Annotated in this window: 15 protein-coding genes and 1 tRNA gene; 9 read left to right on the top strand and 7 right to left on the bottom strand. The window is 70.4% G+C overall.

The window, feature by feature from the left end; all coding sequences use genetic code 11:
• Nucleotides 1-75 precede the first annotated feature (75 nt).
• Together EVS81_RS02035 and EVS81_RS02030 are read left to right on the top strand one after the other, a co-directional pair.
• Nucleotides 76-1,176, top strand: a complete 1,101-nt coding sequence (locus tag EVS81_RS02035; protein ID WP_130108912.1) for a YlbL family protein — start codon at nt 76-78, stop codon at nt 1,174-1,176.
• Nucleotides 1,177-1,426: 250 nt separating this feature from the next.
• Nucleotides 1,427-4,519: a UPF0182 family membrane protein gene (locus EVS81_RS02030; RefSeq protein WP_130108911.1), complete on the top strand. Its 3,093-nt coding sequence runs from the start codon at nt 1,427-1,429 to the stop codon at nt 4,517-4,519.
• Nucleotides 4,520-4,772: 253 nt separating this feature from the next.
• On the opposite strand, the gene EVS81_RS02025 is transcribed toward EVS81_RS02030, so the two are convergent.
• Nucleotides 4,773-4,849, bottom strand: a tRNA-Met gene (locus EVS81_RS02025).
• A gap of 161 nt (nt 4,850-5,010) precedes the next feature.
• Here EVS81_RS02025 and EVS81_RS02020 point away from each other — a divergent pair.
• From EVS81_RS02020 to EVS81_RS02010, 3 genes are all read left to right on the top strand, one after another.
• Nucleotides 5,011-8,409: a hypothetical protein gene (locus EVS81_RS02020; RefSeq protein WP_130108910.1), complete on the top strand. Its 3,399-nt coding sequence runs from the start codon at nt 5,011-5,013 to the stop codon at nt 8,407-8,409.
• A 49-nt stretch (nt 8,410-8,458) separates the two neighbouring features.
• A complete protein-coding gene (locus tag EVS81_RS02015; RefSeq protein WP_130108909.1) occupies nt 8,459-10,066 on the top strand; it encodes a trypsin-like peptidase domain-containing protein in 1,608 nt (535 codons plus the stop codon).
• Between the two features lie 95 nt (nt 10,067-10,161).
• Nucleotides 10,162-12,537, top strand: coding sequence for a CDP-glycerol glycerophosphotransferase family protein (locus EVS81_RS02010; protein ID WP_130108908.1), 2,376 nt, complete (start codon nt 10,162-10,164; stop codon nt 12,535-12,537).
• Here the strand turns inward: EVS81_RS02010 and EVS81_RS02005 are convergent.
• Both EVS81_RS02005 and EVS81_RS02000 read right to left on the bottom strand, forming a co-directional pair.
• On the bottom strand, nt 12,534-13,304 hold the full coding sequence (locus tag EVS81_RS02005; protein WP_130108907.1) for an SDR family NAD(P)-dependent oxidoreductase: 771 nt from the start codon (nt 13,302-13,304) through the stop codon (nt 12,534-12,536). The two genes, EVS81_RS02010 and EVS81_RS02005, sit on opposite strands and share 4 nt — an antisense overlap.
• A 4-nt stretch (nt 13,305-13,308) precedes the next feature.
• Nucleotides 13,309-14,376 (bottom strand): glycosyltransferase family 2 protein, encoded by a 1,068-nt coding sequence (locus EVS81_RS02000; RefSeq protein ID WP_130108906.1) that lies wholly within the window; start codon nt 14,374-14,376, stop codon nt 13,309-13,311.
• Between the two features lie 44 nt (nt 14,377-14,420).
• Between EVS81_RS02000 and EVS81_RS01995 the strand changes: the two genes are divergently transcribed.
• Entirely contained in the window at nt 14,421-15,644 is a 1,224-nt protein-coding gene (locus tag EVS81_RS01995; RefSeq protein ID WP_130108905.1) for a hypothetical protein, read from the top strand.
• A 12-nt stretch (nt 15,645-15,656) separates the two neighbouring features.
• On the opposite strand, the gene EVS81_RS01990 is transcribed toward EVS81_RS01995, so the two are convergent.
• Together EVS81_RS01990 and EVS81_RS01985 are read right to left on the bottom strand one after the other, a co-directional pair.
• Nucleotides 15,657-16,415 carry an ABC transporter ATP-binding protein gene (locus EVS81_RS01990; protein WP_130108904.1) on the bottom strand — a complete coding sequence of 253 codons (759 nt, stop codon included), beginning with the start codon at nt 16,413-16,415 and terminating at the stop codon, nt 15,657-15,659.
• The gene (locus EVS81_RS01985) at nt 16,415-17,242 is read right to left on the bottom strand and encodes an ABC transporter permease (RefSeq protein ID WP_130111235.1); all 828 of its coding nucleotides are present in this window, start codon (nt 17,240-17,242) and stop codon (nt 16,415-16,417) included. The genes EVS81_RS01990 and EVS81_RS01985 overlap by 1 nt, the downstream gene beginning before the upstream one ends.
• 121 nt (nt 17,243-17,363) lie before the next feature.
• Between EVS81_RS01985 and EVS81_RS01980 the strand changes: the two genes are divergently transcribed.
• Genes EVS81_RS01980 through EVS81_RS01970 form a run of 3 tightly spaced genes read left to right on the top strand, consistent with a single transcriptional unit; the run spans nt 17,364 to nt 20,092 of the window.
• Entirely contained in the window at nt 17,364-18,242 is an 879-nt protein-coding gene (locus tag EVS81_RS01980; RefSeq protein ID WP_240740042.1) for an ABC transporter ATP-binding protein, read from the top strand.
• Nucleotides 18,212-19,783, top strand: a complete 1,572-nt coding sequence (locus EVS81_RS01975; RefSeq protein WP_130108903.1) for a hypothetical protein — start codon at nt 18,212-18,214, stop codon at nt 19,781-19,783. The genes EVS81_RS01980 and EVS81_RS01975 overlap by 31 nt, the downstream gene beginning before the upstream one ends.
• A 36-nt stretch (nt 19,784-19,819) precedes the next feature.
• Entirely contained in the window at nt 19,820-20,092 is a 273-nt protein-coding gene (locus EVS81_RS01970; RefSeq protein ID WP_130108902.1) for a DUF3039 domain-containing protein, read from the top strand.
• Between the two features lie 25 nt (nt 20,093-20,117).
• On the opposite strand, the gene EVS81_RS01965 is transcribed toward EVS81_RS01970, so the two are convergent.
• Complete coding sequence (locus EVS81_RS01965) at nt 20,118-21,443, bottom strand: nicotinate phosphoribosyltransferase (RefSeq protein WP_130108901.1); 1,326 nt, start codon at nt 21,441-21,443, stop codon at nt 20,118-20,120.
• A gap of 30 nt (nt 21,444-21,473) precedes the next feature.
• On the bottom strand, nt 21,474-25,031 hold the full coding sequence (locus tag EVS81_RS01960) for an error-prone DNA polymerase (protein ID WP_130108900.1): 3,558 nt from the start codon (nt 25,029-25,031) through the stop codon (nt 21,474-21,476).
• Nucleotides 25,032-25,038 lie beyond the last annotated feature (7 nt).

The following is a 25,038-nucleotide window of genomic DNA, read 5'->3' as shown; positions in this document are numbered from 1 at the left end:
GATTGACCGTCGCTCGGCGATTCGGGTTGCGCCGACTGCGAACAGCGGCGCCGTGCCGCGGGAGGGCGGGAGCTGGTGGACGACGGATCGGCCGAGCGGCGCAGATCGCGCCTGCTCCTCACGACGGCCGTTCTCGCCTGCGTCGCCCTGCTCGCGGCCCTCGTCCCGTCGCCCTACGTCGTCGAGCAGCCGGGACCGGTGGTCGACACGCTCGGAGAGGTCGACATCGACGATCAGCCGGTTCCGGTGATCGGGGTCGAGGGCGCGACCACATTTCCCACGACCGGCGAGCTCAACCTGCTCACGGTCTCGATCCTCGGCGACCCCGAGCACCCCAGGAGCTGGCTCTCGCTCCTTCCGACGCTCTTCGACCCAGCTCAGCGCGTGGCGCCGGTCGGCGAGTTCTACCCTCGGGGCGTGACGGTCGAGCAGCGCGAGGAGGAGAACGCGGTGCTCATGGATTCATCTCAGGCGCAGGCCGCTGCGGCCGCGTTCCGAGCGATGGGGGAGGAGGTCGACGTGGAGCTCACCGTCGCCGGCGTCTCAGAGGACGGCCCCGCATTCGGCCTGCTCGAGACCGGCGACCGGATCGTGAGTCTCGACGATCGTGCTGTCTCGGATTTCGGCGAGCTGCGTCGCGGGATCGCCGAGGCCGGGGCGGACGTCGAGATCCGTGTCGGCATCGTTCGAGACGGGCAGGAGCGCGAGGTATCGCTGACGCCGCGTCTGCCGGAGACCGGCTCGCAGCCGCTGATCGGCGCGATGATCTCGAGCTCCTACGAGCTGCCGGCAGAGATCGACGTCAGCCTCTCGCGCATCGGCGGTCCGAGCGCCGGTCTGGTTTTCGCGCTCGCGATCTTAGACCGCCTGACCCCTGGCGCGCTGCTCGACGGCCGGGTCGTCAGCGGTACCGGCACCATCACGGATAGCGGATCGGTCGGTGCGATCGGCGGGCTCACGCAGAAGATGTGGGCTGCGGCGCGCGCCGACAGCGAGCTGTTCCTCATGCCCGTCGACAACTGCGCGGACCTTCCCAGCCGGCTGCCGCCCGGCATGCGGATCGCTCCGGTGGAGTCCCTCGACGAGGCGATCGCGGCCATCGACGCGCTCACCGCCGGCGAGGAGCCGGCCGGGATCGAGCGGTGCGCGGCGCGCGCGGGGGAGTCGGGAGAGTAGCGCGCGACGCGATGCGTCGCTCCAGCGCCGTCGGCGCGCGACGCGATGCGTCGCTCCAGCGCCTTGCCCATGTCCTCCGTGCTGCGCACGTCGGCTGAGCGCGAGGGCGCGCTCAGCGCCGTCGGCGCGCGACGCGATGCGTCGCTCCAGCGCCTTGCCGGGGTTCTTGTCAGGGGCGACCGATAGGCTGGGTACGACCCCGCCCGGCACCCTTCAGGGGTGCACTCTGGACAGGAAGAACTACAGAGACGTGACCGACCAGAACGCACACGCTCCGGCCCGTCAGCGCCGACTATCGCCGCTCGCCATCACCGTGATCCTCGTGGTGGTGCTGATCCTCGGCTTCCTCGCCGTGGCCGCGGTGCTCGCCGAGGTGATGTGGTATCGGCAACTCGGGTACCTGCCCGTGCTCACCACCCAGTGGATCGCCGCGGGCGTGATGTTCGCGATCGGCTTCGTGGGCATGGCGGTTCCCGTCTTCTTCGCAATCGACATCGCCTACCGCAAGCGTCCCGTCTACGCACGGCTCACTGCGCAGCTCGATCGCTATCAGGAGCTGTTCGAACCGCTGCGCCGCCTTGTGAAGTGGGGGCTTCCGGCCGTCGTGGGCCTGTTCGCAGGATTCAGCACGGGAACCCAGTGGCAGCGTGTGCTCCTCTGGCTCAACGGCGAGGCATCGGGGGAGCAGGACGCGCAGTTCGGGCTCGACATCTCCTTCTTCCTGTTCGATCTGCCGATGCTGCGCGGCATCGTCGGCTTCGCCTCCGCGGTCGTGCTGATCTCCCTCATCGCCGGCGTGGCCACGAGCTACCTCTACGGCGGCATCTCGTTCTCGGGACGCGACGTGCGCGTCTCGAAGGCGACGAGGATCCAGGCGGCAGTGCTCGCCACGGTGTACCTCCTGCTGCAGGCCGCGAGCCTGTGGCTCGACCAGTACGCGACGCTCAGCGGCACGAGCGGGCAGTGGACCGGTGCGCTCTTCCAGGACGTCCACGCCGTCATCCCCGGCAAGCAGATCCTCGCCGGGATCGCGATCATCGTCGCGGTGCTGTTCCTCGTCACGGCTTTCACCGGCAAGTGGCGGCTGCCGGTGATCGGCACCGCGCTGTTCCTGGTGTCGAGCATCGTCCTCGGGATCGGCTATCCGTGGGCCGTGCAGCAGTTCCAGGTGCGTCCCGATGAGAAGAGCCTCGAGGCGGAGTACATCGAGCGCAATATCGAGGCGACTCGAGCCGCATACGGCATCGACGAAGTCGAGGTCGAGCGCTACGACGCCGTGACCGACGCGGAGCCCGGTGCGCTGCGCAACGACGCGGAGACGACGGCCAACATCCGCATCATCGATCCCGAGGTCGTGTCGCCCACGTTCGCTCAGCTCGAGCAGATCCGCCAGTACTACCAGTTCCCCAGCTCGCTCAGCGTCGACCGCTACGAGATCGACGGCCGAGTCGAGGACACGGTCTCCGCCATCCGCGACATCGACATCAGCGATCAGAGCGGCTGGTACAACCGGACGCTCGTCTACACCCACGGGTACGGGCTCGTCGCCGCATACGGCAATCAGCGCTCGCCCGGTGGAGAGCCGGTCTTCCTCGAGAACGGAATCCCCACGAGCGGCAAGCTCGGGGAGTTCGAACCTCGCGTGTACTTCGGCATGAACTCGCCGGAGTACTCGATCGTGGGCGGCGAGCGGTCCAAGCCGATCGAACTCGACTTCCCGGCGGATGCGGAGAGCACCGCCGAGGCGACGGCCGACGACCCGGCGCCGGCCGAGCCCGGCAGCGCAGAGGCCTCCGAGACCGAGAACGCCGACGCCTCGACGGACAACCCCGAGGCCGAGGCCGTCGAGATCGAGGCCGCCGAGGACGGGGCGGCGACCGAGGCGGCGGCCGAAGAGGAGGCCGATGACGCGACTTCCGGTCGACAGAACATGACCACATTCTCCGGCGATGGCGGTCCCACCCTGAGCAATCTCTTCACCAAGCTCATCTACGCCCTGAAGTTCCAAGACATGGAGGTGCTGCTCTCGGGCGCCGTCGTCGAAGGATCCCAGATCCTCTACGATCGGAACCCGGTGGATCGCGTGCAGAAGGTCGCGCCCTACCTCACCATCGACGAATCGCCCTACGCCTCGGTCGTGGACGGCCGCATCGTCTGGATCGTCGACGGGTACACCACCTCCGCCGACTATCCGTACTCGCAGCAGAACGATATGAATGCGCTGACGGTGGACGCCGACAACGAGCGCACCGATCCGATGCCCAAGTCGATCAACTACATCCGCAACTCGGTCAAGGCAACTGTCGATGCCTACGACGGTTCGGTGACGCTCTACGCGTGGGACACCGAGGATCCGCTGCTCCAGTCGTGGGGCAAGATCTTCCCGGGCACGCTCGAGAGCGTCTCGGAGATGAGCGGGGATCTGCTCAGCCACGTGCGCTACCCGAGTGATCTCTTCAAGGTGCAGCGCGCGGTGCTCGGTCAGTACCACGTGACGAACTCCGACGCCTTCTACTCGGCCGAGGATCGCTGGCGCACGCCGGACGACCCGGTGTCGAGCGCCGCTGCGGGCGCGGTCAAGCGGGCGCAGCCGCCGTACTACCTCACGCTGGCGGCCGGAGCCGAGGCCGACCCGAACTTCTCCATCTACTCGACCTACATCCCCGACCAGCAGGGCGAGGGGTCGCGAGACATTCTCACCGGGTATCTCGCTGCGAACTCGAACGCGGGGTCCGACGCCGGAGAGGTCTCCGAGGAGTACGGCACGCTCAAGCTCCTGACCCTGCCGAAGGGCAATCCGATCCCGGGCCCCGGTCAGGTGCAGAACAGCTTCACCACGGATTCCGAGGTGTCGCGTCTGCTCAACATCCTGCGCCAGGGCGAGAGCCGCGTCATCAGCGGCAACCTGCTCACGCTGCCGGTCGGCGGCGGTCTGCTCTACGTGCAGCCCGTCTACGTCCAGGCCTCTTCGGGGACGAGCTTCCCCATCCTGCAGAAGGTACTCGTCGCGTTCGGCGACCAGATCGCGTTCGAGGACACCCTCGACGAGGCGCTGGACTCCCTCTTCGGCGGCAATTCCGGCGCGAACGCCGGTGACGGTGGAGTGGAGGTGCCCGACACGCCTGGCGACACCGGTGAGGGCGATGCGACCGACACGCCCGCGGATGAGGAAGAGCCGGATGCGTCCACCGGATCCGAGCTGAGCCTCGACCAGGCGCTGCGGCAGATGCAGCAGGCGATTCAGGACCGCGACGAGGCTATGCAGGCCGGCGACTGGGCGGCCTACGGAGAGGCCGACGAGCTGCTGCGCGAGGCGCTGGAGGCCGCACTGCAGGCCGAGTAGAGCGCACACCGTCGAACGGCCCGATTCCCGCGGGGGAGTCGGGCCGTTCGACGTTGCCGGGAAGCAGTGGGGGTGGCAGCTTCGCTCGCAACTGGTGCAGAAGTCACTGGTCGCAGAGATTCTTGGTGCGACCGATGCGTGACGACTCGTGGCTTGAGCGCGCAGCTGCGAGCTTGAGGGCGCAGCTGCGAACGGTGACGAAGGAAAAGCGAGAGGCCCTGATCGGGATTTCTCCTGATCAGGGCCTCTCTCGTGGTTGCGGGGGCAGGATTTGAACCTACGACCTCCGGGTTATGAGCCCGGCGAGCTACCGAACTGCTCCACCCCGCGGCACAAGAATTCACTGTAGCACGGATCCAGTGCGGATGCGAATCGGACGTCGGAATCGACTGTGGAGAACTCTCCGGCCACGCGAGTGACAGGCCTCAGCATCGATGGAGAAGCCCCCGATTCCGCGGGCTCTCGAGCGATTCGCACCTGGAGGCACGACCATGACCACACTCGACCCGTGGCGGATCCGCCACGGCTCAGCGCGTACCCGTACGAGCGTCCGGGGGAGCACCGTCCGGCTCCTCCGGCGACTGGCAGGGGTGACGGCCGCCGCACTGCTCGCAGGCGCCGCGCTCGTGACGGTCGACGCTGCACCGACCGAGGCGCTCCCTCGGGGCGAGAGCGTGAGTTTCTCCGGAGGGCTCACCATCTCGAACTTCGTCATGCCGGACGGCAGGCGCGCCTACTGCATCGAGGTATCCATGAGCGAACCGACGGGGCGCGTCACGGGTACCCAGCGCTCCAGCATCCTCCCCGGACGGTCGGGCGCCTTCTCGTCCTGGGGCGACGCGGCGGGGATGCGGCAGATGAACTATCTCATCGATCGCCACGGGCAGAGCGGGGATGCGTGGACCGCGGCAGCGGTCCAGCTGACGATCTGGCGCATGCGCGAGAACTTTCGGAGCGGGAATGCGCACCTGAACCAGAAGATCGCGACGCTGCAGAGCTCGCAACGGGGTCGCAACCTCATCGCCGCCTCCGACAGCCTCTACGCCGAGGCCAAGCTGCGCGCGCATCCGCCCACCGACCCCGTACCGGTCACCGCGGCTCTCGAGCTCAGCTCGCATCCCGACGGAAGCCCGGACAGATACCGGGTGTCGTACCCGAAGGGCACGACGTCGTTGACGGTGGTCGGCGGCACCTTCGTGCTCAACGGGGCTTCGAAGATCACCGTGTCCACCGGGGAAGCATCGACGCGCGATGTTCTGCGTGCTCCGGGAGCGAAGACGGTCGAGGTCACCGGATCGTGGACCGCCGCGGGCGCGCTCGGCTGGGAGCCGCAGCTCGACATCTCCTCCACCACCACAGCCGCGGGGGCGATCGGGCAGCGGGTCGCCGTGGCGACCGGAATCTCGAAGCGACGCGATGCCACCGGGCTCTTCCCCGCCGTCGCTCTCGACGCACGCCAGTGGGCGCCGCCGATCGGATCGTCGTTGGCGCAGCCCTCGGCCGAACTGGGCGGCACGATGGTGGACGCACTGATCGTCGCGGCGCCGGAGACGGGAGATCTGCGGATGTGGCCGGATGCCGAAGCCGAGTTCACCGCGTATCTGCTGCCGGAGATCGGCGCCCGGAAGTACGACCAGGAGTGGGAGCCGATCCTCGGGGAGCCGTACGACGCCCAAGCCGAGGATCCCGAAACCGGTCGGGCGCTCTGGACGGAGTGGTGGGCGGGCGCGGATGGCAGCGCGCTGCTCGATGCCGCGGGAGAACGTATCCCCGTGCTCGACGCGGAGGGGCGGCCCTCCTCGGGCGTCGCAGCCGACGGCACCCGATACCCGGTACCCCTGACCGACGCAGAGGGCGCACCGGTGCTCGACGACGACGGTGCCCCGATGCACGCGATCGGTCGAGACCCGGTGATGGAATCGCGTCGAGCACCGGTGATCTGGAGCGCTGAGGAGATCGCGGCGATGTCGACCGAGGAGCGGTGCACAGCGCAGCCGGTGCATCGACAGTCCGGGATCCGCGTTCCGGGCGTCGGTCGCTTCAGCACGGACCCGGTGCGCGTGCGCAGCGGCGGCACCATCCACTGGGTCGAGCGCGTCGAATCCCGAGGCGCCGTCGTGCACGAGGGACGCTGCGGCGTCTCGAACGAGACCACCCGCATCGGGCAGCCCGGCGTCGTGACCCGGGCGCTCGACGAGGCCGCGGTCGGAGAAGAGATCTACGACGTCGCCATCATCTCGGGGGAGTTTGCGCCCGACGCCGAGTACTCGGTGGGGTTCGAGGCCTATCGAGCGCCTGAAGCGGACGCGACCGCGACCGCGGAACGCGCCGCCCGGGAAACGGCTCTGATCGAACCGAACTGCTCGGCGGAGACCATCGTCTTCCGATCTGCGCCGGTACCCGTCGATGGCCCCGGCGAGGTGCGTTCGCCCGGATTCACGGCTCGCTGGGAGCACGGAGAAGCGATCTGGTGGGTCGAAACTCTGTACATCGATACCGGCGACGGCCCTGAGCCCGTGCATCGCGGAGAGTGCGGGCTCTCGCACGAGACCACGCGCATCGGACGGCCGGCAGTGGAGACCGAGGCGACGCCGGCGGCGGCGGCCGGAGACCTGATCTCGGACATCGCCCGGATCTCCGGGAGGATCGAGGCGAACGACGCGGCACGGTGGGAGCTCGTGTTCAGCGGATACCGGGAGCGCTTCGCACCGGTGCGCGGAACGGAGAGCGGGGAGCCCGGTGCGGAGGAGGCCGCGGAAGCGCCGGAGTGCGTCGCCGACAACCGCCTGTTCGAGACCCGGCCCATCGAGGTGACCGCCCCGGGTGCGGTGCGCTCGGAGGAGGTCGCAGCGCACCCCGATTGGGTCGGCTCCGTGTGGTGGGTGGAATCGCTGTGGCTGGTCCAGGGAGAGAAGCGGATCCTCGTGCACGAGGGCGACTGCGGGCTCGCGAACGAGACCACCGTGATCAGCGCGCCCGAGGTGGCCACCGAGGCGGTCGACATCGTCGCCGTCGGCGACCTCATACACGACACGGCGACCGTGTCGGGCCCCCTGAGCAGCCGACCGGGAGTGCAGCACGAAGTGCTGTTCGAGGGGTACCGCGGGGACGCGCGCCTCACGGGTACAGACGACGCGGAGTGCGGCGCCGACAACCTGCTGTTCACCGCGGGGCCCGTGCCGGTGCGCGAGGTCGGATCGGTGGAGTCTCCCGGAGTGACGGCTCTGCCGGAGTACGGCGACACCATCTGGTGGGTCGAGACGCTCGTGCTGCGGGACGGCGACGACTCGGTGGTGCTCCACCGCGGGCGGTGCGGCCTCCCGAACGAGACCACGACGGTGCAGCACCCCGAGGTGCGCACGGAATCGGCGGGGTCCGCGACCGTCGGCGAGGAGATGTACGATGTCGCGATCGTGAGCGGCGCGCTCTCGGCTCGGGAGGACCTCGAGTTCCGGATCCTCTTCACGGCCTACGCGCGCTCCGCAGCGAACGAGATGAGCTGCGACGCGCACTCGGAGATCGCGGATCTCGGCGACCAGGTCGGCGTGATGGTCGACGGTCCCGGTCGGTACGAATCGCGACGCGTGCGGCTGACCGAGAAGCACGTCGGCATGGGGGGATTCGTCGAGACTCTGGTGATGATCGAGCGCGGCGAGACCCACGTGGTCCACGTCGGAGAGTGCGGTGCGCAGAGCGAGGCGTTCGAGGTGCGCCTGCGCGAATCCGCGCCCTTGGCGCGCACCGGCGGCGATCCGGTGCAACCGCTCCTGGGCATCGCAGCGGCGCTCTTCCTCGGCGGCGCCTGCGCTGCCGGCGCCGTCGCGCTTCGCACGCGGATCCGGCGCCGGCGACGGCGATCTCCAGACCGTATGCAGTGCTCGCAAACGTAATTCATAGCTTGACGGGCCAGTCTTGGAGGTACGAAGAAGGGAGCTCCCGATGACCAGTACCCCCGAGCACGACCAGCAGGGCGCGTCGCGCGACACCGAGGTTCGCGGTGCGGTGGAGCGCGGAACCGATGGTTCCGGCCCCGCCGCGACCGCGGACGGCGTGTCGAGCCCGGCTCAGCACCAGCCCGCCGCGCCTCAGCCGCCCGCCCAGTCGCAGGATCCGGCCCAGCCGTCGCAGCAGTTCGCGCAGACGCAGCCGACCGCGCCCCTGCCCGGAGCGCCGGTGCACGTGGGCCCCGGCTCGTCGGTCGCCGGAGACGGCCAGCCGCACGGCGCGTACGGCCCGCAGCAGGGGCACCACTTCGCGACGCCGGCCGCGCCGGCGGCCCCCGTCGACCCCCGCACGGCCACGGCGGCGGAGGCTCCCGCGCATCCCAGGAGTCGGACGGGAGCGCTGCTCGCCGGGCTCGCGATCGGGGCACTTCTCGGGGGTGTCGTGGGCGGGGGAGTCGCGGCGGTCGTCGCCTCGAACGTCGCGCCGCAGTCCGTCGCCCAGGGCGGCGGCGGGGCGATCACGCTGAACAACACGGAGAACGCGACGGCCATCTCCGGCGTGGCCGCTCTGGCGACGCCCAGCGTCGTGACGCTCGAGGTGGCGAGCGGCAGCGCCGGAGGGTCCGGGTCAGGCGTGATCTATCGCGAGGACGGATACATCATCACGAACGCGCACGTCGTCACGCTCGACGGCGCGGCCGCGAGCGGCGCGCAGATCCGTGTGAAGCTGAGCGATGGTCGCATTCTCGACGGCGAGCTCGTCGGAGTGGCGCCCTACTCCGATCTCGCAGTGGTGAAGGTCGACGCCGAGGGGCTGCCGGCGATCCAGGTGGCCGACTCCGATCAGCTCGACGTCGGCGATCTGACCGTCGCGATCGGCGCACCGCTCAATCTCGCGAACACGGTGACCAGCGGCGTGGTCAGCGCGCTGAACCGCGGGATCTCCGTCGGCAGCCCGCTGATCCCGCAGGATCCGACGCCGCAGGAGGACGACGGACTCGGTGAGGGGCAGGAGGGCGACGGCTTCCCCTGGGACTTCCGCTTCGGCCTCCCCGAAGACGGGCAGGAGCAGTCGCAGCAGGCGGCCGGCGGCACCGTCACGCTTCCGGTCATCCAGACCGACGCTTCGATCAACCCGGGCAACTCCGGGGGCGCGCTGCTCAACGGCAGCGGAGAACTGATCGGCATCAATGTCGCGATCGCATCGGCCGCGAGTGCCAACGGTGCTGCAGGCAGCGACGGACTCGGATTCGCGATTCCCTCCAACCTCGCCACCCGCGTGGCCGACGAGATCATCGCGGGGGAGCAGCCGTCGCACGGTCTGCTCGGCGCGACGGTCGCGGATTCCACGCAGGACACCGACGAGGACGCCAATCATGCCGGCGGACTGCTGGTCGAGCTGACCCGCGGCGGAGCGGCGGATGAGGCGGGCCTGCGGTCCGGCGATGTGATCACCGCGGTCGACGGTGTCCCCGCGGTCGACGGCACCTCCGTCTCGGCGCTGATCCGCATGCACGCCGGCGGCAGCACGATCACGATCGACTACACCCGGGGTGGCGAACCCGGGCAGACCGAGGCCACCCTCGGCACGCTCGAGTGGTGATCCCTGAGCCGCGCTGACCCGGAGAGACGCCGTGAGCCGGTACCCGCCGTACCGGCTCACGGCGTTCCCGCCTGCGATGGCCTAAGGTGGGTGCGATGACTACCGCTGGTTTCAGCTTCGCGCGCGGCAACCTCGAGAAACTGCTCGCGGTCCCCAAGTACCTCCTCTCGTTCCTCGTATCCTGGTTCGTGCCGAGAGATGCGCGTCGTTGGGTCTTCGGCAGCGGGATCGGCGTCGGCGAGGGGGCGCTCGCGGTCGCACGCGTATTGCAGAGGGAGGAGCCCGAGGCCCGGATCGTCTGGCTGGTCGCAGACGAGAGCGAGGCCGAGGCCGCCCGCGCCGAAGGCTTCGAGGCGATCCCGCGGGCGGGCCGAGCGGGGTACTGGGCCACGCTGCGCGCGGGGCAGATCGTGATCACGCACGGGCTCGGCGACGCCAACCGCTTCGGCACGCACGGCGCCACCACGGTGCAGCTGTGGCACGGCGCGCCGATCAAGCGCTTGCACCTCGACTCGCCGGTGACGACCGCCGTCTCCGGCCCCGCGCCCGTGCGCGCTCTGCTGCGGCGCATGTATCTCGCCGGGTCCCGAGAGGTCGACCTCTTCGTCGCGGGGTCGCACGTCGCCGCCGAGCGGCTGCGATCGGCCTTCCGCGTCGATCCCGGCAAGGTGCGCGTACTGGGAGATCCGCGCGACGACGCGCTCGCGATCCAGGCGCGGGATCCCCGAGCGGCCCGTGCGGCACGCAGCGGTCTGCTGGGGCTCCTCGGCGCTCGGGGAGCGGGGATCGGCGACGACGCGACCGTGGTGCTCTACGCACCCACCTGGCGGGACGGTGATCCGGACCCCGCGGTGCCCGATGCGGGGGAGGCCGAGCGGATCCGCACGGCGCTCGACCGGGCGAACGCCCACCTCGTGATCCGATCGCACCCGCTCGGCAGCGGGGCGTACGAGGCACTGGCCGGCGATCGCATCCATCTGCTCGGCAGCGATGCGGTGCGAGACGCGACCCCACTGCTCGGGGGCGTCGACATCGTCGTGACCGACTACTCGTCCCTCGCGCTCGATTTCTCACTGCTGGGGCGTCCCATCCTCTGGTTCGCCCCGGATCTCGAGCGCTACACGAACACGCGCGGCCTCTACGAACCGCTCGAGGTCACGAGTGCCGGCCGCGTGCTGCGGTCCTGGTCGGCGGTGGCCGACCGGATCGAAGAGATGGCCCTGGCGGGGCCTGCGGTTCGCTCGGCCGCGGCCGATGCGCGGGCGCTCGCACTGCGGTTCCATACCTACCCCGAGGGGGGCGCGGCCGACCGGGTGCTCGCCGAGATCCGCCGACTGCGACGTCCGCTCCGAGACCTGGTCGAGCCCGACTCGGTATTCTTCGAGAGCTTCTTCGGGCGTCAGGTCGGGTGCAATCCGTTGGCGATCGACCGCGAGATCTCGGCACGCATGCCGGTCCTCACACGCTACTGGAGCGTGACGAGCGAGACGCAGGCGGTGCCGCAGGGTGCGATCCCAGTACTCGTGGGGGCGAGGGAGTGGTTCGCCGCCAGGCGCTACGCCCGCCTCCTGGTGGTCAACGATTGGCTCCGGTTCCGGTTCCGGCGTCGTCGCGGCCAGACCGTGCTGCAGACCTGGCACGGCACGATGCTGAAGCACCTCGCGCTCGGTCGCCCGGATGTGGGTCTGCGCACGCGGATCGCGATTCGCCGCGAGAGCCGCAGGTGGAGCCTGCTGCTTTCGCAGAATGCCCACGCGACGGCGCAGTTCCGCACGAGCTACGCGTTCCGCGGCGAGATCCTCGAGGTCGGGTACCCGCGCGACGACCGGCTCGCCCGAGCGATGGTGGGCGAGGATCGCAACCCCATCCAGGTGCGCACCGCGCGCACGGCGCTCGGCATCGACCCCGGTGCCCGGGTGCTGGTCTACGCGCCCACGTGGCGCGATGGCGGGATCACCCTCGTGGACGAACTCGACGTGCGCCGACTCGCCGAAGAGCTCGGCGAGCGCTGGACCGTCGTTGCCCGTGGGCACACGAGGACGCACGCGTTCGGCAGCTACGGTGCCGGGGCGCGAGTGATCGACGCCTCCCGGCACCCCGACGTGAACGACGTGATCCTCGCGGCCGATCTGCTCGTCACCGACTACTCGTCGATCATGTTCGATGCGTCGATCGCTCGGGTGCCGATGGCATTCTTCGTGCCGGATCTCGCTGCGTACCGCGACCGGGAGCGCGGATTCACCCTCGACTTCGAACGGACGGCGCCCGGGCCGTTGCTGACGCGGCGCGAGGAGCTGGTGGCGTGCGCGCGCGAATTCGAGGAACGGGGGGCGGATGCCGCCTGGGTGCGGGCCGCTGCGGATCGCGCGGTCGCGTGGCGGGCGCGCTTCAACCCCCACGACGACGGCGGCGCCGCCGAACGGGCGGTCGACGCCCTCGTCGAGCGGGGCGCGCTGCCGTCGGCGGGCTAGGCGCCGCGCTCGCTCGTCGTAGTCAGGCGCTCGAGCAGTCGGTCGGGCAGCAGCCTGGTGAGGGGAGCGGCGAGCCGGTAGCGCCAGTCGGAGACGACGATGCGGCGGCCTCGGCGGAGCCCGCGGAGCCCCTCCCGGGCGACGCGCTCGACCGGCGCCCAGGCGAGCGGCGGCAGTGCCGGGAGATGATCGATGCCCATGCGATCGTGGAACTCGGTGGCGAGCAGGCCGGGGCAGAGCACGGTTACACTCAGCCCGCGCCTGCGGTATCGCGCCCGCAGCGCACGCGACAGGGAGACGAGACCGGCCTTCGCCGCACCGTAGGTGCCCGCGGGGGTGAACGCCGCGACGCTCGCGACGTTGAGAATCCAGCCGCGGCCGCGCCGGAGCATCCCGGGCACGACCGCGTGGCAGAGGCGCAGGGGCACCCAGGCGAGCAGCTCGTGCAGGCGCCGCTCGTCGGCGACTCCGCTCGTCTCGAAGCCGGCGTTGATGCCGAAGCCGGCGTTGTTGATCAGGATGTCGACTGGGGTGTCGTCGCGCTGCAGCCGTGCCGCGACGCTCTCCTGCCCGGGTTGCTCGGTCAGATCCGCCGCGAGCACATCCACGCGCACACCGTACTGCTGCCGCAGCTGCTCGGCGATGTCCTCGAGGCGAGCCGCGTCGCGTGCGACGAGCACGAGGTCGACCCGCTGCGCGGCGAGCTGCCGCGCGAGCTCGCGGCCGAGCCCGGCAGAGGCCCCGGTGATGAGCGCAGTGCACCTCACGGGATCACACCCGCGAACGGTCGACCACCCGGCCGCCGCCGAACAGGATGCCCCGCAGAAAGCCGCTGCCCCAGCTCAGATGCATCGTGACGAGGGCGACGGCGGTCAGCAGATGGTCGCGCAGGCCGCGCTGTTCCGGGATGCGCGTGACCGCGAAGACGACTCCGAGCAGGTAGCAGGCTGCGGGAGCGAGCAGCAGCGACCACCCCGAGGCCCAGGGCAGCACGCCCGCCGTCAGCAGCACGAGGCCGGCGAGGCTTGCGGCGATGCCGAGCACGAGCGCCCCGGGCACGAAGAAGCGCCAGGGGTTCTCCCGGCCGTATCGCCTCACGAGCACCGCGCGCCAGGTGCCGGTGGCGAAGAACTGCCGCGCGAGGTCGCCGAACGAGGCCCGTGGCCAGTATGTGACGCCCAGTGCGGATTCGAACCACACCGTGTATCCGGCGCGCCGCAGCCGCAGATTGAGTTCCCAGTCCTCACCGCGCAGGATCGTCGGGTCGTAGCCGTGCACCGCCTCGATCGCCTCCCGGCGGAAGATGCCGAGATAGGCCGACTCGGCCGGGCCCGCGGCACCCTCACCGTGGTATGCGCCGCCCCCGAGCCCGAACGGGCTGTTGTACCCGCGCGCGATGGCGCGCTGCACGGCGCCGCGCCCCGCGGCCCGCATGACGCCGCCCACGTTGGCCGCCCCTTCGCGTCGCAGGGCGCCGATCCCGCGTCGCGTGTAGTCGGGAGTGAGCTCCGAGTGCGCGTCCACGCGCACCACGACGGCGTGGCGGCTCGCGGCGATCGCGCGGTTGAGGCCGGCGGGGATGTCGCGCTCCGGGTTGGCGACGAGCCGCACGCGCGGATCCTCCGCCGCGAGGCGGCGGGCGATCTCGTCGCTGCGATCCCGCGACGGTCCAAGGGCGAGCACGAGCTCCTTCTCCCCGGCGTAGTCCTGGGCGAGGATCGTGCGCACCGCGCTCTCGAGGAACCCCTCCTCGTTGAGCACCGGCATGACGTAGCTCACGGAGGGCCGCTCCGGCAGCGCGGGGAGAATGGGGGTCGGGGTATCGGACGGGGGCGGCATCACCTCAAGATACTCCCACAGGATTCGCCGACTACCCTGGAGGGATGCAGTTGGCGAAGGATGCGAAGCGCGCGGTGCGCCTGGCGAAGCGTGTGCTGAAGGGCCGTCGATCGTACTTCGAGCTGCGGGCCCTGCTCGCCGATCGCGAGCCGCTGGCCGAGCAGCACTACCGGGTGGGCGTCTATTTCGCCGACAGCGACGTGAACATCTACCAGATGCGGCAGTGGTACGCGCCGCTGCAAGAGCTCTCGAAGCGGCTTCCGGTGCTCGTGCTGGCCCGCAACGCGGCCGGCGCACTGCAGCTCACGCGCGAGAGCGGGCTCGATATCGCCTTCGTGCCGAAGGTCACCGACATCGAGCGCACGATCGAGCAGCAGCGGCTCGACGTGATCCTCTACGTGAATCAGAACACGCGCAACTTCCAGATGATGCGGTACGGGCACCGCTGGCACGTGTTCGTCAATCACGGGGAGAGCGACAAGATGTACATGACGAGCAACCAGCACAAGACGTACGACGTCGCGCTGGTGGCCGGTGACGCGGCACGCGCGCGTCTGTCGAAGGCGCTCTGGGACTACGACGTGGAGCGTCGCACGATCCCGATCGGCCGCCCGCAGACCGATCACCTGGGAGGCCGGCCGCCGTTCGATCCCGACGAGCGCACCGTCGTGTTCTACGCTCCGACCTGGGAGGGCGATCGCCCGGCCGCGTGCTACGGATCGGTGGCGACGCACGGAGTGGCGCTCGTGCGCGGGCTGCTCGCCACCGGCCGCCACCGCGTGGTGTATCGGCCGCATCCGCGTAGCGGGGTGGTCGATCCCGAGTTCGGGGCGGCGAACCAGCGCATCATCGCGATGCTGGGGGAGGCGAACGCACAGGACCCCGAGGCGCAGCACGTCTACGACGACTCGCCGGCGCTCGGGTGGCAGCTGAGCCTGCCCGACGTGGCGATCTGCGATATCTCGGCGATGGTCTACGATCGCCTCGCCACTGGCAAGCCGCTCATGGTGACGCGGCCGACGGCGCCCGAGGCCTCGGTCGACGAGGGCGGCTACCTGAGCGTCTGCGAGTGGCTCGACGCGGCCGAGACCGGCGGCATCGTCGAGGTGCTCGACCGCGTGATCGGGGACGACGAGGCCCGCGCACGTCTCGGCACCTGGTCGCAGCACTACTTCGGGGATACCTCGCCCGGAGCGCCGACTGCGCGCTTCCACGCGGCGATCGACGCGCTGCTCGAACGGGCGGACGACTGGCGGCAGCGCGACTGAGCAGACCGACCCCTACGCGGGATGATCCTGGGCGTAGCGCTCCAGCACCTCATCGATCGGGCCATCGAGCGCGAGCCGGCCGCCGTCGAGATAGAGACCGCGGCTGCAGAAGCGGCGCAGATCCCGCTCGTTGTGCGAGACGAGGAACAGCGTCCTGCCCTCGGTGAGCAGCTCCTCGATGCGGCGATAGCACTTGGCGCGGAAGGCCTTGTCGCCCACCGCCAGCACCTCGTCGACCAGCAGCACCGGCTCGTCGAGCTGGGAGATCAGCGAGAACGCGACCCGCACCTTCATGCCGCTCGAGAGATGCTTGAACGGGGTGTCGATGACTTCCTCGGCGCCGGCGAAACCGATGATCGCGTCGAAGCGGTCGGCGATCTCCCGCTTTCCGAGGCCGTGCAAGCCGGCCGCCAGGTGCACGTTGTCGCGCACGGTCAGGTCGCCGACGAACCCGCCGGTGATCTCGATGAGCGGTGCGACGCCCCCGTCCACCCGCACGCTCCCCTCGTCGGGGAAGAGCACTCCGGCGACGAGCTTGAGCAGCGTCGACTTGCCCTGCCCGTTGCGACCGACCACGCCGATCGCCTCGCCGGGGCGCACCTCGAAGGTGACGTCCCGGAGCGCCCAGAACTCCCCGGGGCGGCTGCGGCGGGATCGGCCGGCGAACAGGTCCTTGAAACTGCGTCGGGATCCCCGATTGCGCCGGAAGCGCACGCCGAGGCCCTGCGCCGAGATGATGGTCTGCCCGGTGGCGGACGATGCGGTGCCCATCACAGCTCCTTCAGGACGCCGCCGATGGTTCGGCGGAAGACGATCACGCCGATGGCGAGGAGCGCGAGCGAGAGCGCGGCGGAGACCCCGATGAGCGGCCAATCGAGCTGGTCGGGGAAGAAGCCCGCGCGGAACAGCGCGAAGATGCCCGAGAGCGGGTTGAGCCACGCCAGCGGCTGCGCGAACGCGGGGAGGTCGGCAGCGCCGTAGATGACGGGCGAGGCGTAGAAGAACACGCGCAGGATCAGCTTCGCCGCTCGCTCGAGATCGCGGAAGAACACGGTGAGTGGTGCGATGATGAGGCCGATGCCGAGCGTGAGCGCGGTGAAGAGGATCACCGCCACGGGGAACAGCAGCAGCCCCCAGCCGGGCCTCGCGCCGGTGCCGATCGCGAACGCGATGAGCACCGGGAGGCTGAGCAGGAACTCGATGCCCTTCGAGCAGACGATGCGGCCCACCCAGATCCAGTGCGGCAGCGACACGGATCGCACCAGTTTGACGTCGCGCAGGAAGGCCCGCGTCGAGTCGGAGATCGCGCCGTTGAACCACACCCAGGGCAGCATCGCGGTGAGCAGGAACACGATGTAGGGCTCCTCGCCGACAGAGCGCGAGAAGACCTGGGTGAAGATGAACCAGTAGATGAGGCTCATCAGCAGGGGATCGAGGATCGACCAGAGGTACCCCAGGAGCGAGGTGGAATACCGCACCTTCAGGTCTCTGCGGCTCAGCAGCCACAGAGAAGACCACGCGGTCGCGCGCCGCGGGCGGAACTCGGAAGCGGAAGTCACAACAGCTATTCTGCCGGTTCGAGGGCTCACCGCTCGCATCGGGCGCGCGGGATCGCCGGACGCGGCGTCGATCGCGGCGTCGAACGCACATCTGGTGCGCACCTTGCAGCCCGGATGATTTGCTAAATTAGAACGCGTGCCGCCCGAAACCGCCTCCGCCATGCCCGTTCCCGAAACGGACTCGGAGGTGCGGTCGCCGCGCACGGGACGCATTCAGGTGCCGGTCCCGTCCGTCGTGCGCGCCCGGGAGCGCGGCCGCCTCGCCGAGCAGAACCCCGTGGTACTGCGCACCGAGATGCTCACCAAGACCTACGGGAGCCTGATCGCAGCCGGAGACGTGTCGATCGACGTGCACGCCGGCTCGTTCACCGGCATCGTCGGCCCGAACGGCGCGGGCAAGACCACCACGCTGTCCATGATCAGCGGCCTGCTGCGGCCGACCTCCGGACGGGTGACCGTGGGCGGCGTCGACGTCTGGTCCGATGGCCCGGCTGCGAAGCGGCTCATCGGCACGCTGCCCGATCGCCTCCGGCTCTTCGACCGGCTGACGGGTGCGCAGCTCCTCTACTACTCGGGGGTGCTGCACGGCGTCGCCGAGGCGTCGGTGGCCCAGCGGTCGAGCGAGCTGGCGGCCGCCTTCGGCCTCGAGTCGGCGCTCGGCCGCCTCGTCTCCGACTACTCCGCCGGCATGCAGAAGAAGATCGCCCTCGCCTGCTCGATGATCCACGCTCCCGAGGTGCTCGTGCTCGACGAGCCGTTCGAGACGATCGACCCGGTCTCGGCCTCGAACGTCACCGAGATCCTGGAGAAGTACGTGGGCGGCGGCGGCAGCGTGGTCATGTCGAGCCACAGCCTCGACCTCATCCAGCGGGTCTGCGACCACGTCTCGATCATCGTCGACGGCAGTGTGATCGCGCAGGGCACCGTGGACGCGGTGCGCGACGGTCTCAGCCTGGAGGAGCGGTTCGCGAAGCTGACCGGGATGAGCGACGCGAGGAAGGGGCTCGAGTGGTTGCACGGCTCTTCCGACTCCGTCTAGCCCTGCTCGGTGGTGGCTTCCGGGGGTCGTTCGTCACGGGCCTGCGCACCTCGCTGGCGTACCTCGCGCTCGTCGCGGTCGCGGTGCTGCTCGCGTACCTTCCCGCGCGCCTGCTGCCGGCCGGCGAGGATCGCTCGCTCGTCGACACCGTCATCGGCTCCCTCGTGCTCGCGGCGATCTGCATCGTGCCCTTCTTCGAGAACCGGCGTCACCTCGAACCCCGGCAGTTCGGGCACCTCCCCGCGCGGCCCGGGGCGATCGCGCTCGGGCTGCTGATGACCTCGGTCGTCAGCTGGCCCTTCCTGCTGCTCGCCGTCTGGCTCGGCGCACTGGCGGTGCTGCGTCCCGAGTGGCATGAGCCGGGCTGGATCGCGCCCGTCGCGCTTGCGCTCTCGGCGCTGCTGGCCCTCTGCAGCGTGCGGGTGGTGTCGGCGCTCGCCAAGCTCGTGGTGGGGCGGCGGTACGCCGGTGTGGTGCGAACGATCGGCGCGGTGCTGTTCGTCGCCTTCCTGCCCCTCGCGGTCTTCGCAGCTGCCACCGTGTTCGGTCCGGATGGCCGCGCCGCGGCGGTCGATGCGGCGGATGGGTTGGGGTGGACGCCGTTCGGAGCCTCGTTCGCCGCCCTCGCACTCGCGGCCTCGGGCGATGTCGACGGCGCGGTGGCGCGACTCGCCATCTGCGGCGGAGGGATCGTGCTGCTCACCGCGCTCTGGTTTCCGCTCGTCATGGTGTCGAACCAGCGCATCGAGCGGCCGCTGGATCCCGGCGCGGCGCGCACCGGGCTCGGCTGGTTCGAGCGTTTTCCGGCTCGTCCCTCCCAGGTGATCGCGGCCCGCCAGCTCACCTACTGGGCGCGGGATCCGCGCTACCGCGTCGCGCTGTTCGCGATTCCCATCGCCCCGCTCGTCATGCTGCTCGCCTTCTGGGTAGCCGGAGCCGACCTGCGCGTCCTGTCTCTCGTTCCGCTGCCGGTGATCCTGCTGCTGCTCGGGTGGTCGCAGCACAACGACGTCTCCATGGACTCGACCGCCATCTGGGAGCACGTGGCCAGCGGCATTCGCGGCCGCGCCGATCGGGCGGGCCGCCTCGCCCCGGTGCTGATGCTCGGCGTGCCGATCGCACTTATCGGATCGAGCCTCACCGTGACGGTGCTGGGCGACTGGCGGGTGCTGCCGGCGGTGGTGGGCATGAACCTGTCCGTGCTGTTCGTCGCGAGCGCCGTGTCGAGCGTCTTCTCGGTGCTCATGCCGTATCCGGCCACCCGGCCGGGCGACAGCCCCTTCGTGCAACCGCAGTGGTCCGGCTCGGGATCGGGTCTCGCACAGACGCTGTCGATCCTCATCGCCCTCGTGCTCGCCGTGCCGCCCGTGTGGTTCTCGGTGATCGCGTTCATCGATGTGGGCTTCGTGCAGAACATGTGGGCGCTGGCGTTCGGCGTCGGATACGGCGCGCTCGCGCTGCTGCTCGGGGTGCTCATCGGCGGGTGGATCTTCGACCGCAGCGGGCCCGAGCTGATCGCCGTGACCCAGGTCTTCGACTGACGGCCGCGGCCCCGCGCAGCGGGGTACAATGGCCGCATGGGCATCTTCACGCGACGCGACTCCGAACCCGCCGGCGGCACCGACGTGCTCGACCGCGAGCTCGAGCAGCTGCTGGAGGACTCGCAGATCGAGGACGGCGACCACGAGCGGTTCTCCCACTACGTGCCGAAGGACAAGATCCTCGAGTCGGCGGTCACCGGCAAGCCGGTGCGCGCGCTCTGCGGGAAGAAGTGGACCCCCTCCCGCGACCCGGAGAAGTTCCCGGTCTGCCCCGACTGCAAGCGGGTCTACGAGCGCATGAAGCGCTGACGGGCAGGGGCGGCGGATCCGTCGCTCACCGGTACTCGGTGGGGATCGCGGGGTCGCCGCGCGTGAGGCTCATCGCGACGTGGGGGAGCTCGCTGACACGACGTGCGTGTCGGTCTCGTGCAGCGGCGATCCCCTCGGCTCCCGTGTGCCCGGACTTCACGGCACCGTCGATGACGAGCGGCTCGAGCACATCACGCTCGGTTGCTCCAGCGGGACCGGTGGCCTCCGGCTCACCTCCGGGGCCGTCGCCCAGGAAGATGAGCTCCGTCGTCGCGATGCCGCGAGCGTCGTATGCGCGCCGCACGCTCTTGCGGCCACCGACGGATGCCTTGTCGGCCGACTTCTTGGCGACCGAGACCCACGCCCCGGTGGCGTCCTCGTGTGCGACGAGCTTGTACACCATGCCCATGGTGGGCGATCCCGAGCCGACCACCACGGAGGTGCCCACGCCGAAGCTGTCGACCGGAGCAGCTGCGAGCACCGCCACCGTGTGCTCGTCGAGGTCGTTGGTCACCGTGATCCGCGTGCGCGTGGCGCCGAGCTCGTCGAGCAGTCGGCGCACGCGTGCGACCACGACGGGCAGGTCGCCCGAGTCGATGCGCACCGCGCCGAGTCCCGTTCCGGCGACCTCCACGGCGGTGCGCACCCCCTGCTCGATGTCGTAGGTGTCGACGAGCAGCGTGGTGTCGGTGCCGAGCGCCGCGACCTGTGCCTCGAACGCCTGACGCTCGCTGTCGTGCAGCAGCGTGAAGCTGTGCGCCGCGGTGCCCATGGTCGGGATTCCGTAGCTGCGACCCGCCTCCAGATTCGAGGTCGCGCTGAATCCGGCGATGTACGCGGCGCGTGCCGCCGCGACCGCGCTGCGCTCGCCGGTTCGCCGTGAGCCCATCTCGGCGAGGGGCTTTCCCGAGGCCGCGTGACTCATGCGCGACGCCGCGGTGGCGACGGCGGAGTCCGAGTTGAGGATGCTGAGCGCGAGGGTTTCGAGCAGCACGCCCTCCGCGAAGCTCGATTCGACCGTGATGAGCGGGGAACCCGGGAAGAAGACCTCTCCCTCGGGGTAGCCCCAGATGTCCCCGCTGAAGCGGAAGTCGGCGAGCCAGTCGAGGGTCGCATCGCTGACGACGCGCTGCTCGCGCAGGAAGTCGATCTCGGCCTCGGCGAAGCGGAAGTGCGCGAGCGCCTCGAGCAGGCGACCGGTACCGGCGACCACCCCGTAACGTCTCGCGCCCGAGAGGCGCCGGGCGAAGAGCTCGAAGACGCTGCGGCGGTGGGCGGTGCCGGCCTGGAGCGCTGCGTCGACCATGGTCAGCTCGTAGTGATCGGTGAGGAGAGCCGTCGAGGTGTGCACGCCGCCAGCATATCCGGTCGGGGCATCGGGTCAGCGGAAGTCGCGGGAGGTGATGCCGACCGGGGCGGCGAGGGGTTCGAAGGCCTCGGCGATCACGTTGACCACACCCTCGGGTGAGCGTTCGACCGCGCCGCGGATCAGCAGTGCGGGGGAGGTGCGGGCCACGAGCCGGTTGCGCAGCCAGACGTCCCGCCACGCGACGACGTTGACGCTGCCGGACTCGTCCTCCAGCGTGATGAAGACGATGCCTCCGGCGGTGCCGGGGCGCTGGCGGTGCGTGACGAGGCCCGCGACTTCCACCACGGCGCCGGGGCGGACCCGCCGCATCCGATCCGATCGCACCGCGCCCCGCGCGTCGAGCGACTCCCGCAGCAGTGCGAGGGGGTGCGCAGTGAGCGGGATCCCGGTGGTCCACAGATCGAGCGCGGTCTGCTCCGCGGTGTTCAGCACAGGAAGGAGCGGCGGCTGCACATGCACGGCGATGCCCGGCAGGAACCGCTCTCGGTTGTCTGCCGCCGGTGCGGCAGCCCAGAGCGCCTCGCGCCGTCCGATCCCGAGGCTCTCGCAGGCCCCGGCCGCTGCCAGAGCCTCGATCCTGCCGCGATCGAGGTCCGCGCGCCGGGCGAGATCCGCAAGATCCGCGAAGGGGGCCTGCGCGCGTGCGCGGGCGATGCGCTCGGCCGTCTCGAACTCGATCCCGCGGACTCCGGTGAGTCCGAGCCGCACTGCGAATGCGCCGTCGCGGCGGTGGGCGGCGCTCGTGTCCGGAGCATCCGTGTCGAAGGGCTCGACGACGGGCTGCGGGTTCGCGAGGCAGGCGGCCGAACCGGTGATGCGCGGGGCGTCCGGTCGCTCGGCGCTGTCCGGTGCTTCAGCGGCGTCCGTTCGCTCGAGAGCGGCCTCCGCGCACGAGCGCTGCACATCGGGGGCCCGCACCTCGACGCCGTGGCGCCGCGCATCCTGCACGAGCTCGCGCGAGGAGTAGAACCCCATGGGCTGCGAGCGGAGCAGCCCGGCCAGGAACGCAGCCGGGTAGTGCAGCTTGAACCAGGAGCTGACGTAGACGAGCAGCGCGAAGCTGAGCGAGTGGCTCTCGGCGAAGCCGAAATCGGCGAACGACTTGATCTGCGTATAGAGGCGCCCGGCCTCTTCACCTACGATCCCGTTCGCCGCCATCCCCGCGAACAGCTTCGCCTCGAGGGCCTCGATGCGCTCCTCGCCGCGCTTGGAGCCCATCGAGCGTCGCAGCAGATCGGCGTCCTCGGGGCTGCAGCCGCCCACCGCTGTCGCCATCTGCATGAGCTGCTCCTGGAAGACGGGGATGCCCAGCGTGCGCTCGAGGACCGGCTCGAGCAGAGGATGCGCATAGCTCACCGCCTCGTTCCCGTCCCTGCGGCGCAGGTACGGGTGCACGGCACCGCCCTGGATGGGGCCGGGGCGGATGAGCGCGATCTCGATGACGAGGTCGTAGAATTTTCGGGGTTTCAAGCGCGGCAGGGTGTTCAGCTGCGCGCGGCTCTCGACCTGGAACACCCCGACGGCGTCGGCTCGGCACAGCATGTCGTAGACGCCGGGCTCCTCTTTCGGGATCGTGTCGAGCGTCCAGCGCTCTCCCGTGCCGGCCGCGACGATGTCCATCGTCTTCTGCAGCGCGCTGAGCATGCCGAGACCGAGCAGGTCGAACTTGACGAGCCCCATTGTCTCGCAGCTCTCCTTGTCCCACTGCAGTACGGTGCGGCCTTCCATGCGAGCGTGCTCGATCGGGCAGACCTCGCCGACGGGGCGCTCGGTCAGCACCATGCCGCCCGAGTGGATCCCGAGGTGCCGGGGGGCCTGCAGGAACTGTCTGGCCAGCTGCTGCACGGGCGCAGGAATCGGGCTGCTCGGATCGTCCTCCACCGCGCTCCAGCGCTCCAGCCCTGCGGTCCAGGCGCGTTGCTGGCCGGGTCCGTAGCCGAGCGCCTTGGCCGCATCCCGGATCGCGGCCTTGGGACGGTAGCTGATGACGTTCGCGACCTGCGCGGCGTTGCGACGGCCGTACTTCTCGTAGACGTACTGGATGATCTCCTCGCGCCGCTCGGAGTCGAAGTCGACATCGATGTCGGGCTCCTCGTCGCGCAGGCTCGACAGGAAGCGCTCGAAGGGAAGCGCGTAGAAGATCGCGTCGACGGCGGTGATCCCGAGCACGTAGCACACGGCCGAGTTCGCGGCCGATCCGCGGCCCTGGCACAGGATTCCACGCCTCCGGGCCTCGTGCACGAGATCGTGCACGATGAGGAAGTAGCCGGGGAAGTCCTTGCGCTCGATGACGTCGAGCTCCTGCTCGAGACGGGCCCGATGCCGTTCCGGGAGCGGTGACCCGTAGCGGCGCTCGGCGCCCTCCCGGACGAGCCGGCGCAACCAGCTCATCTGACTGTGCCCCTCGGGGAGATCGAGCTTCGGAAGGTTCGGCCGCGCCGCCTTGAGCGGGAAGGCGAGTTCGCGCGCGAGGGGGACGGTGCGGGCCACCGCGTCGCGATATCGTGCGAAGCGGCGGAGCATCGCCGCGCCGCTGCGCAGGTGCGCTGCCCCGGAAGCCGGCAGATGCGGGTCGAGCTCGTCGAGGCTGCGCCGCGCGCGAACCGCGGCCATGGCCTCGGACAGGGGCGCCTGGGCGCGCGAGGCGTAGTGCACGTTGCCCGTGACGATCGTGGGGAGCCCCCGGGCGGCGGCGAGCCCGGCGAGGCGGGCGTTGCGGGGATCGTCGCCGGGGTGGCCGTGGTGGGTGAGCTCGACGTAGACGCTGTCGGCGCCGAAGAGAGCGGTGAGGCGGTCGAGCTCGGCCAGTGCCCCCGCGTCGGCCTCCCCGCGGGTCGAGGCCGGGCCCGGCCCCGAGCCCGGTGCGAGACTGTCGGCCGCATCCATGGCGCGCTGCACGGCTCCTTTGCGACACCCCGTGAGGATCGCCCACTCGCCTGCCCCCGCCGCGGCGAGCGCCTCGAGATCGTACATCGGGCGCCCCTTCTCGCCACCGGCCAGTTGCGCCTCCGTGATCGCCCCGGCGAGTCGGTGATACCCCTGAGCTCCGCGGGCGAGCACGAGCAGGTGGCTTCCCGCGGGATCGGCGGCGCCGAGTTGCGGGGCGTCGAGCCCGAGGGAGAGCTCGGCCCCGTAGACGGTGAGGAGCGGGGGGCGCGTGCGCTCCCGATCCTGCCGGGATCGCTGTTCGGCGGCCTCGGCGAAGAGCGCGGCTCCGTAGAGGCCGTCGTGGTCGGTGAGGGCGAGCCCGGTGAGCCCCAGGCGCGTCGCCTCGGCGATGAGCTGTTCGGGCGATGATGAGCCGTCGAGGAAGCTGTAGTGGGAGTGCGCGTGCAGCTCCGCATAGGGCGTGAGAGTGCTGTCGGATGCGTCCTCAGCGGGGTCGGCGCGGCCGGCGGTCTCGGCGCGGACGGCGGGGCTGGCGGCATCGGCGCTCTCAGCGGTCTCCGCGCGCCGCGCCGCGAGCTGCCAGCCCGCGGGAACGCGCGGCGGCGATCCCGCAGCCGGCGGGCGCAGGGAGAGCCGTCGCTCGAACTCCTCCCACGGCAGGGGAGAGTTGTTCCAACCCATCGCTCCT

The sequence above is a fragment of the Leucobacter triazinivorans genome, from assembly GCF_004208635.1.
GTDB lineage: Bacteria > Actinomycetota > Actinomycetes > Actinomycetales > Microbacteriaceae > Leucobacter > Leucobacter triazinivorans.
Note: the sequence above shows the minus strand (reverse complement) of the source record. Positions and strands in the feature narration are given on the sequence as shown.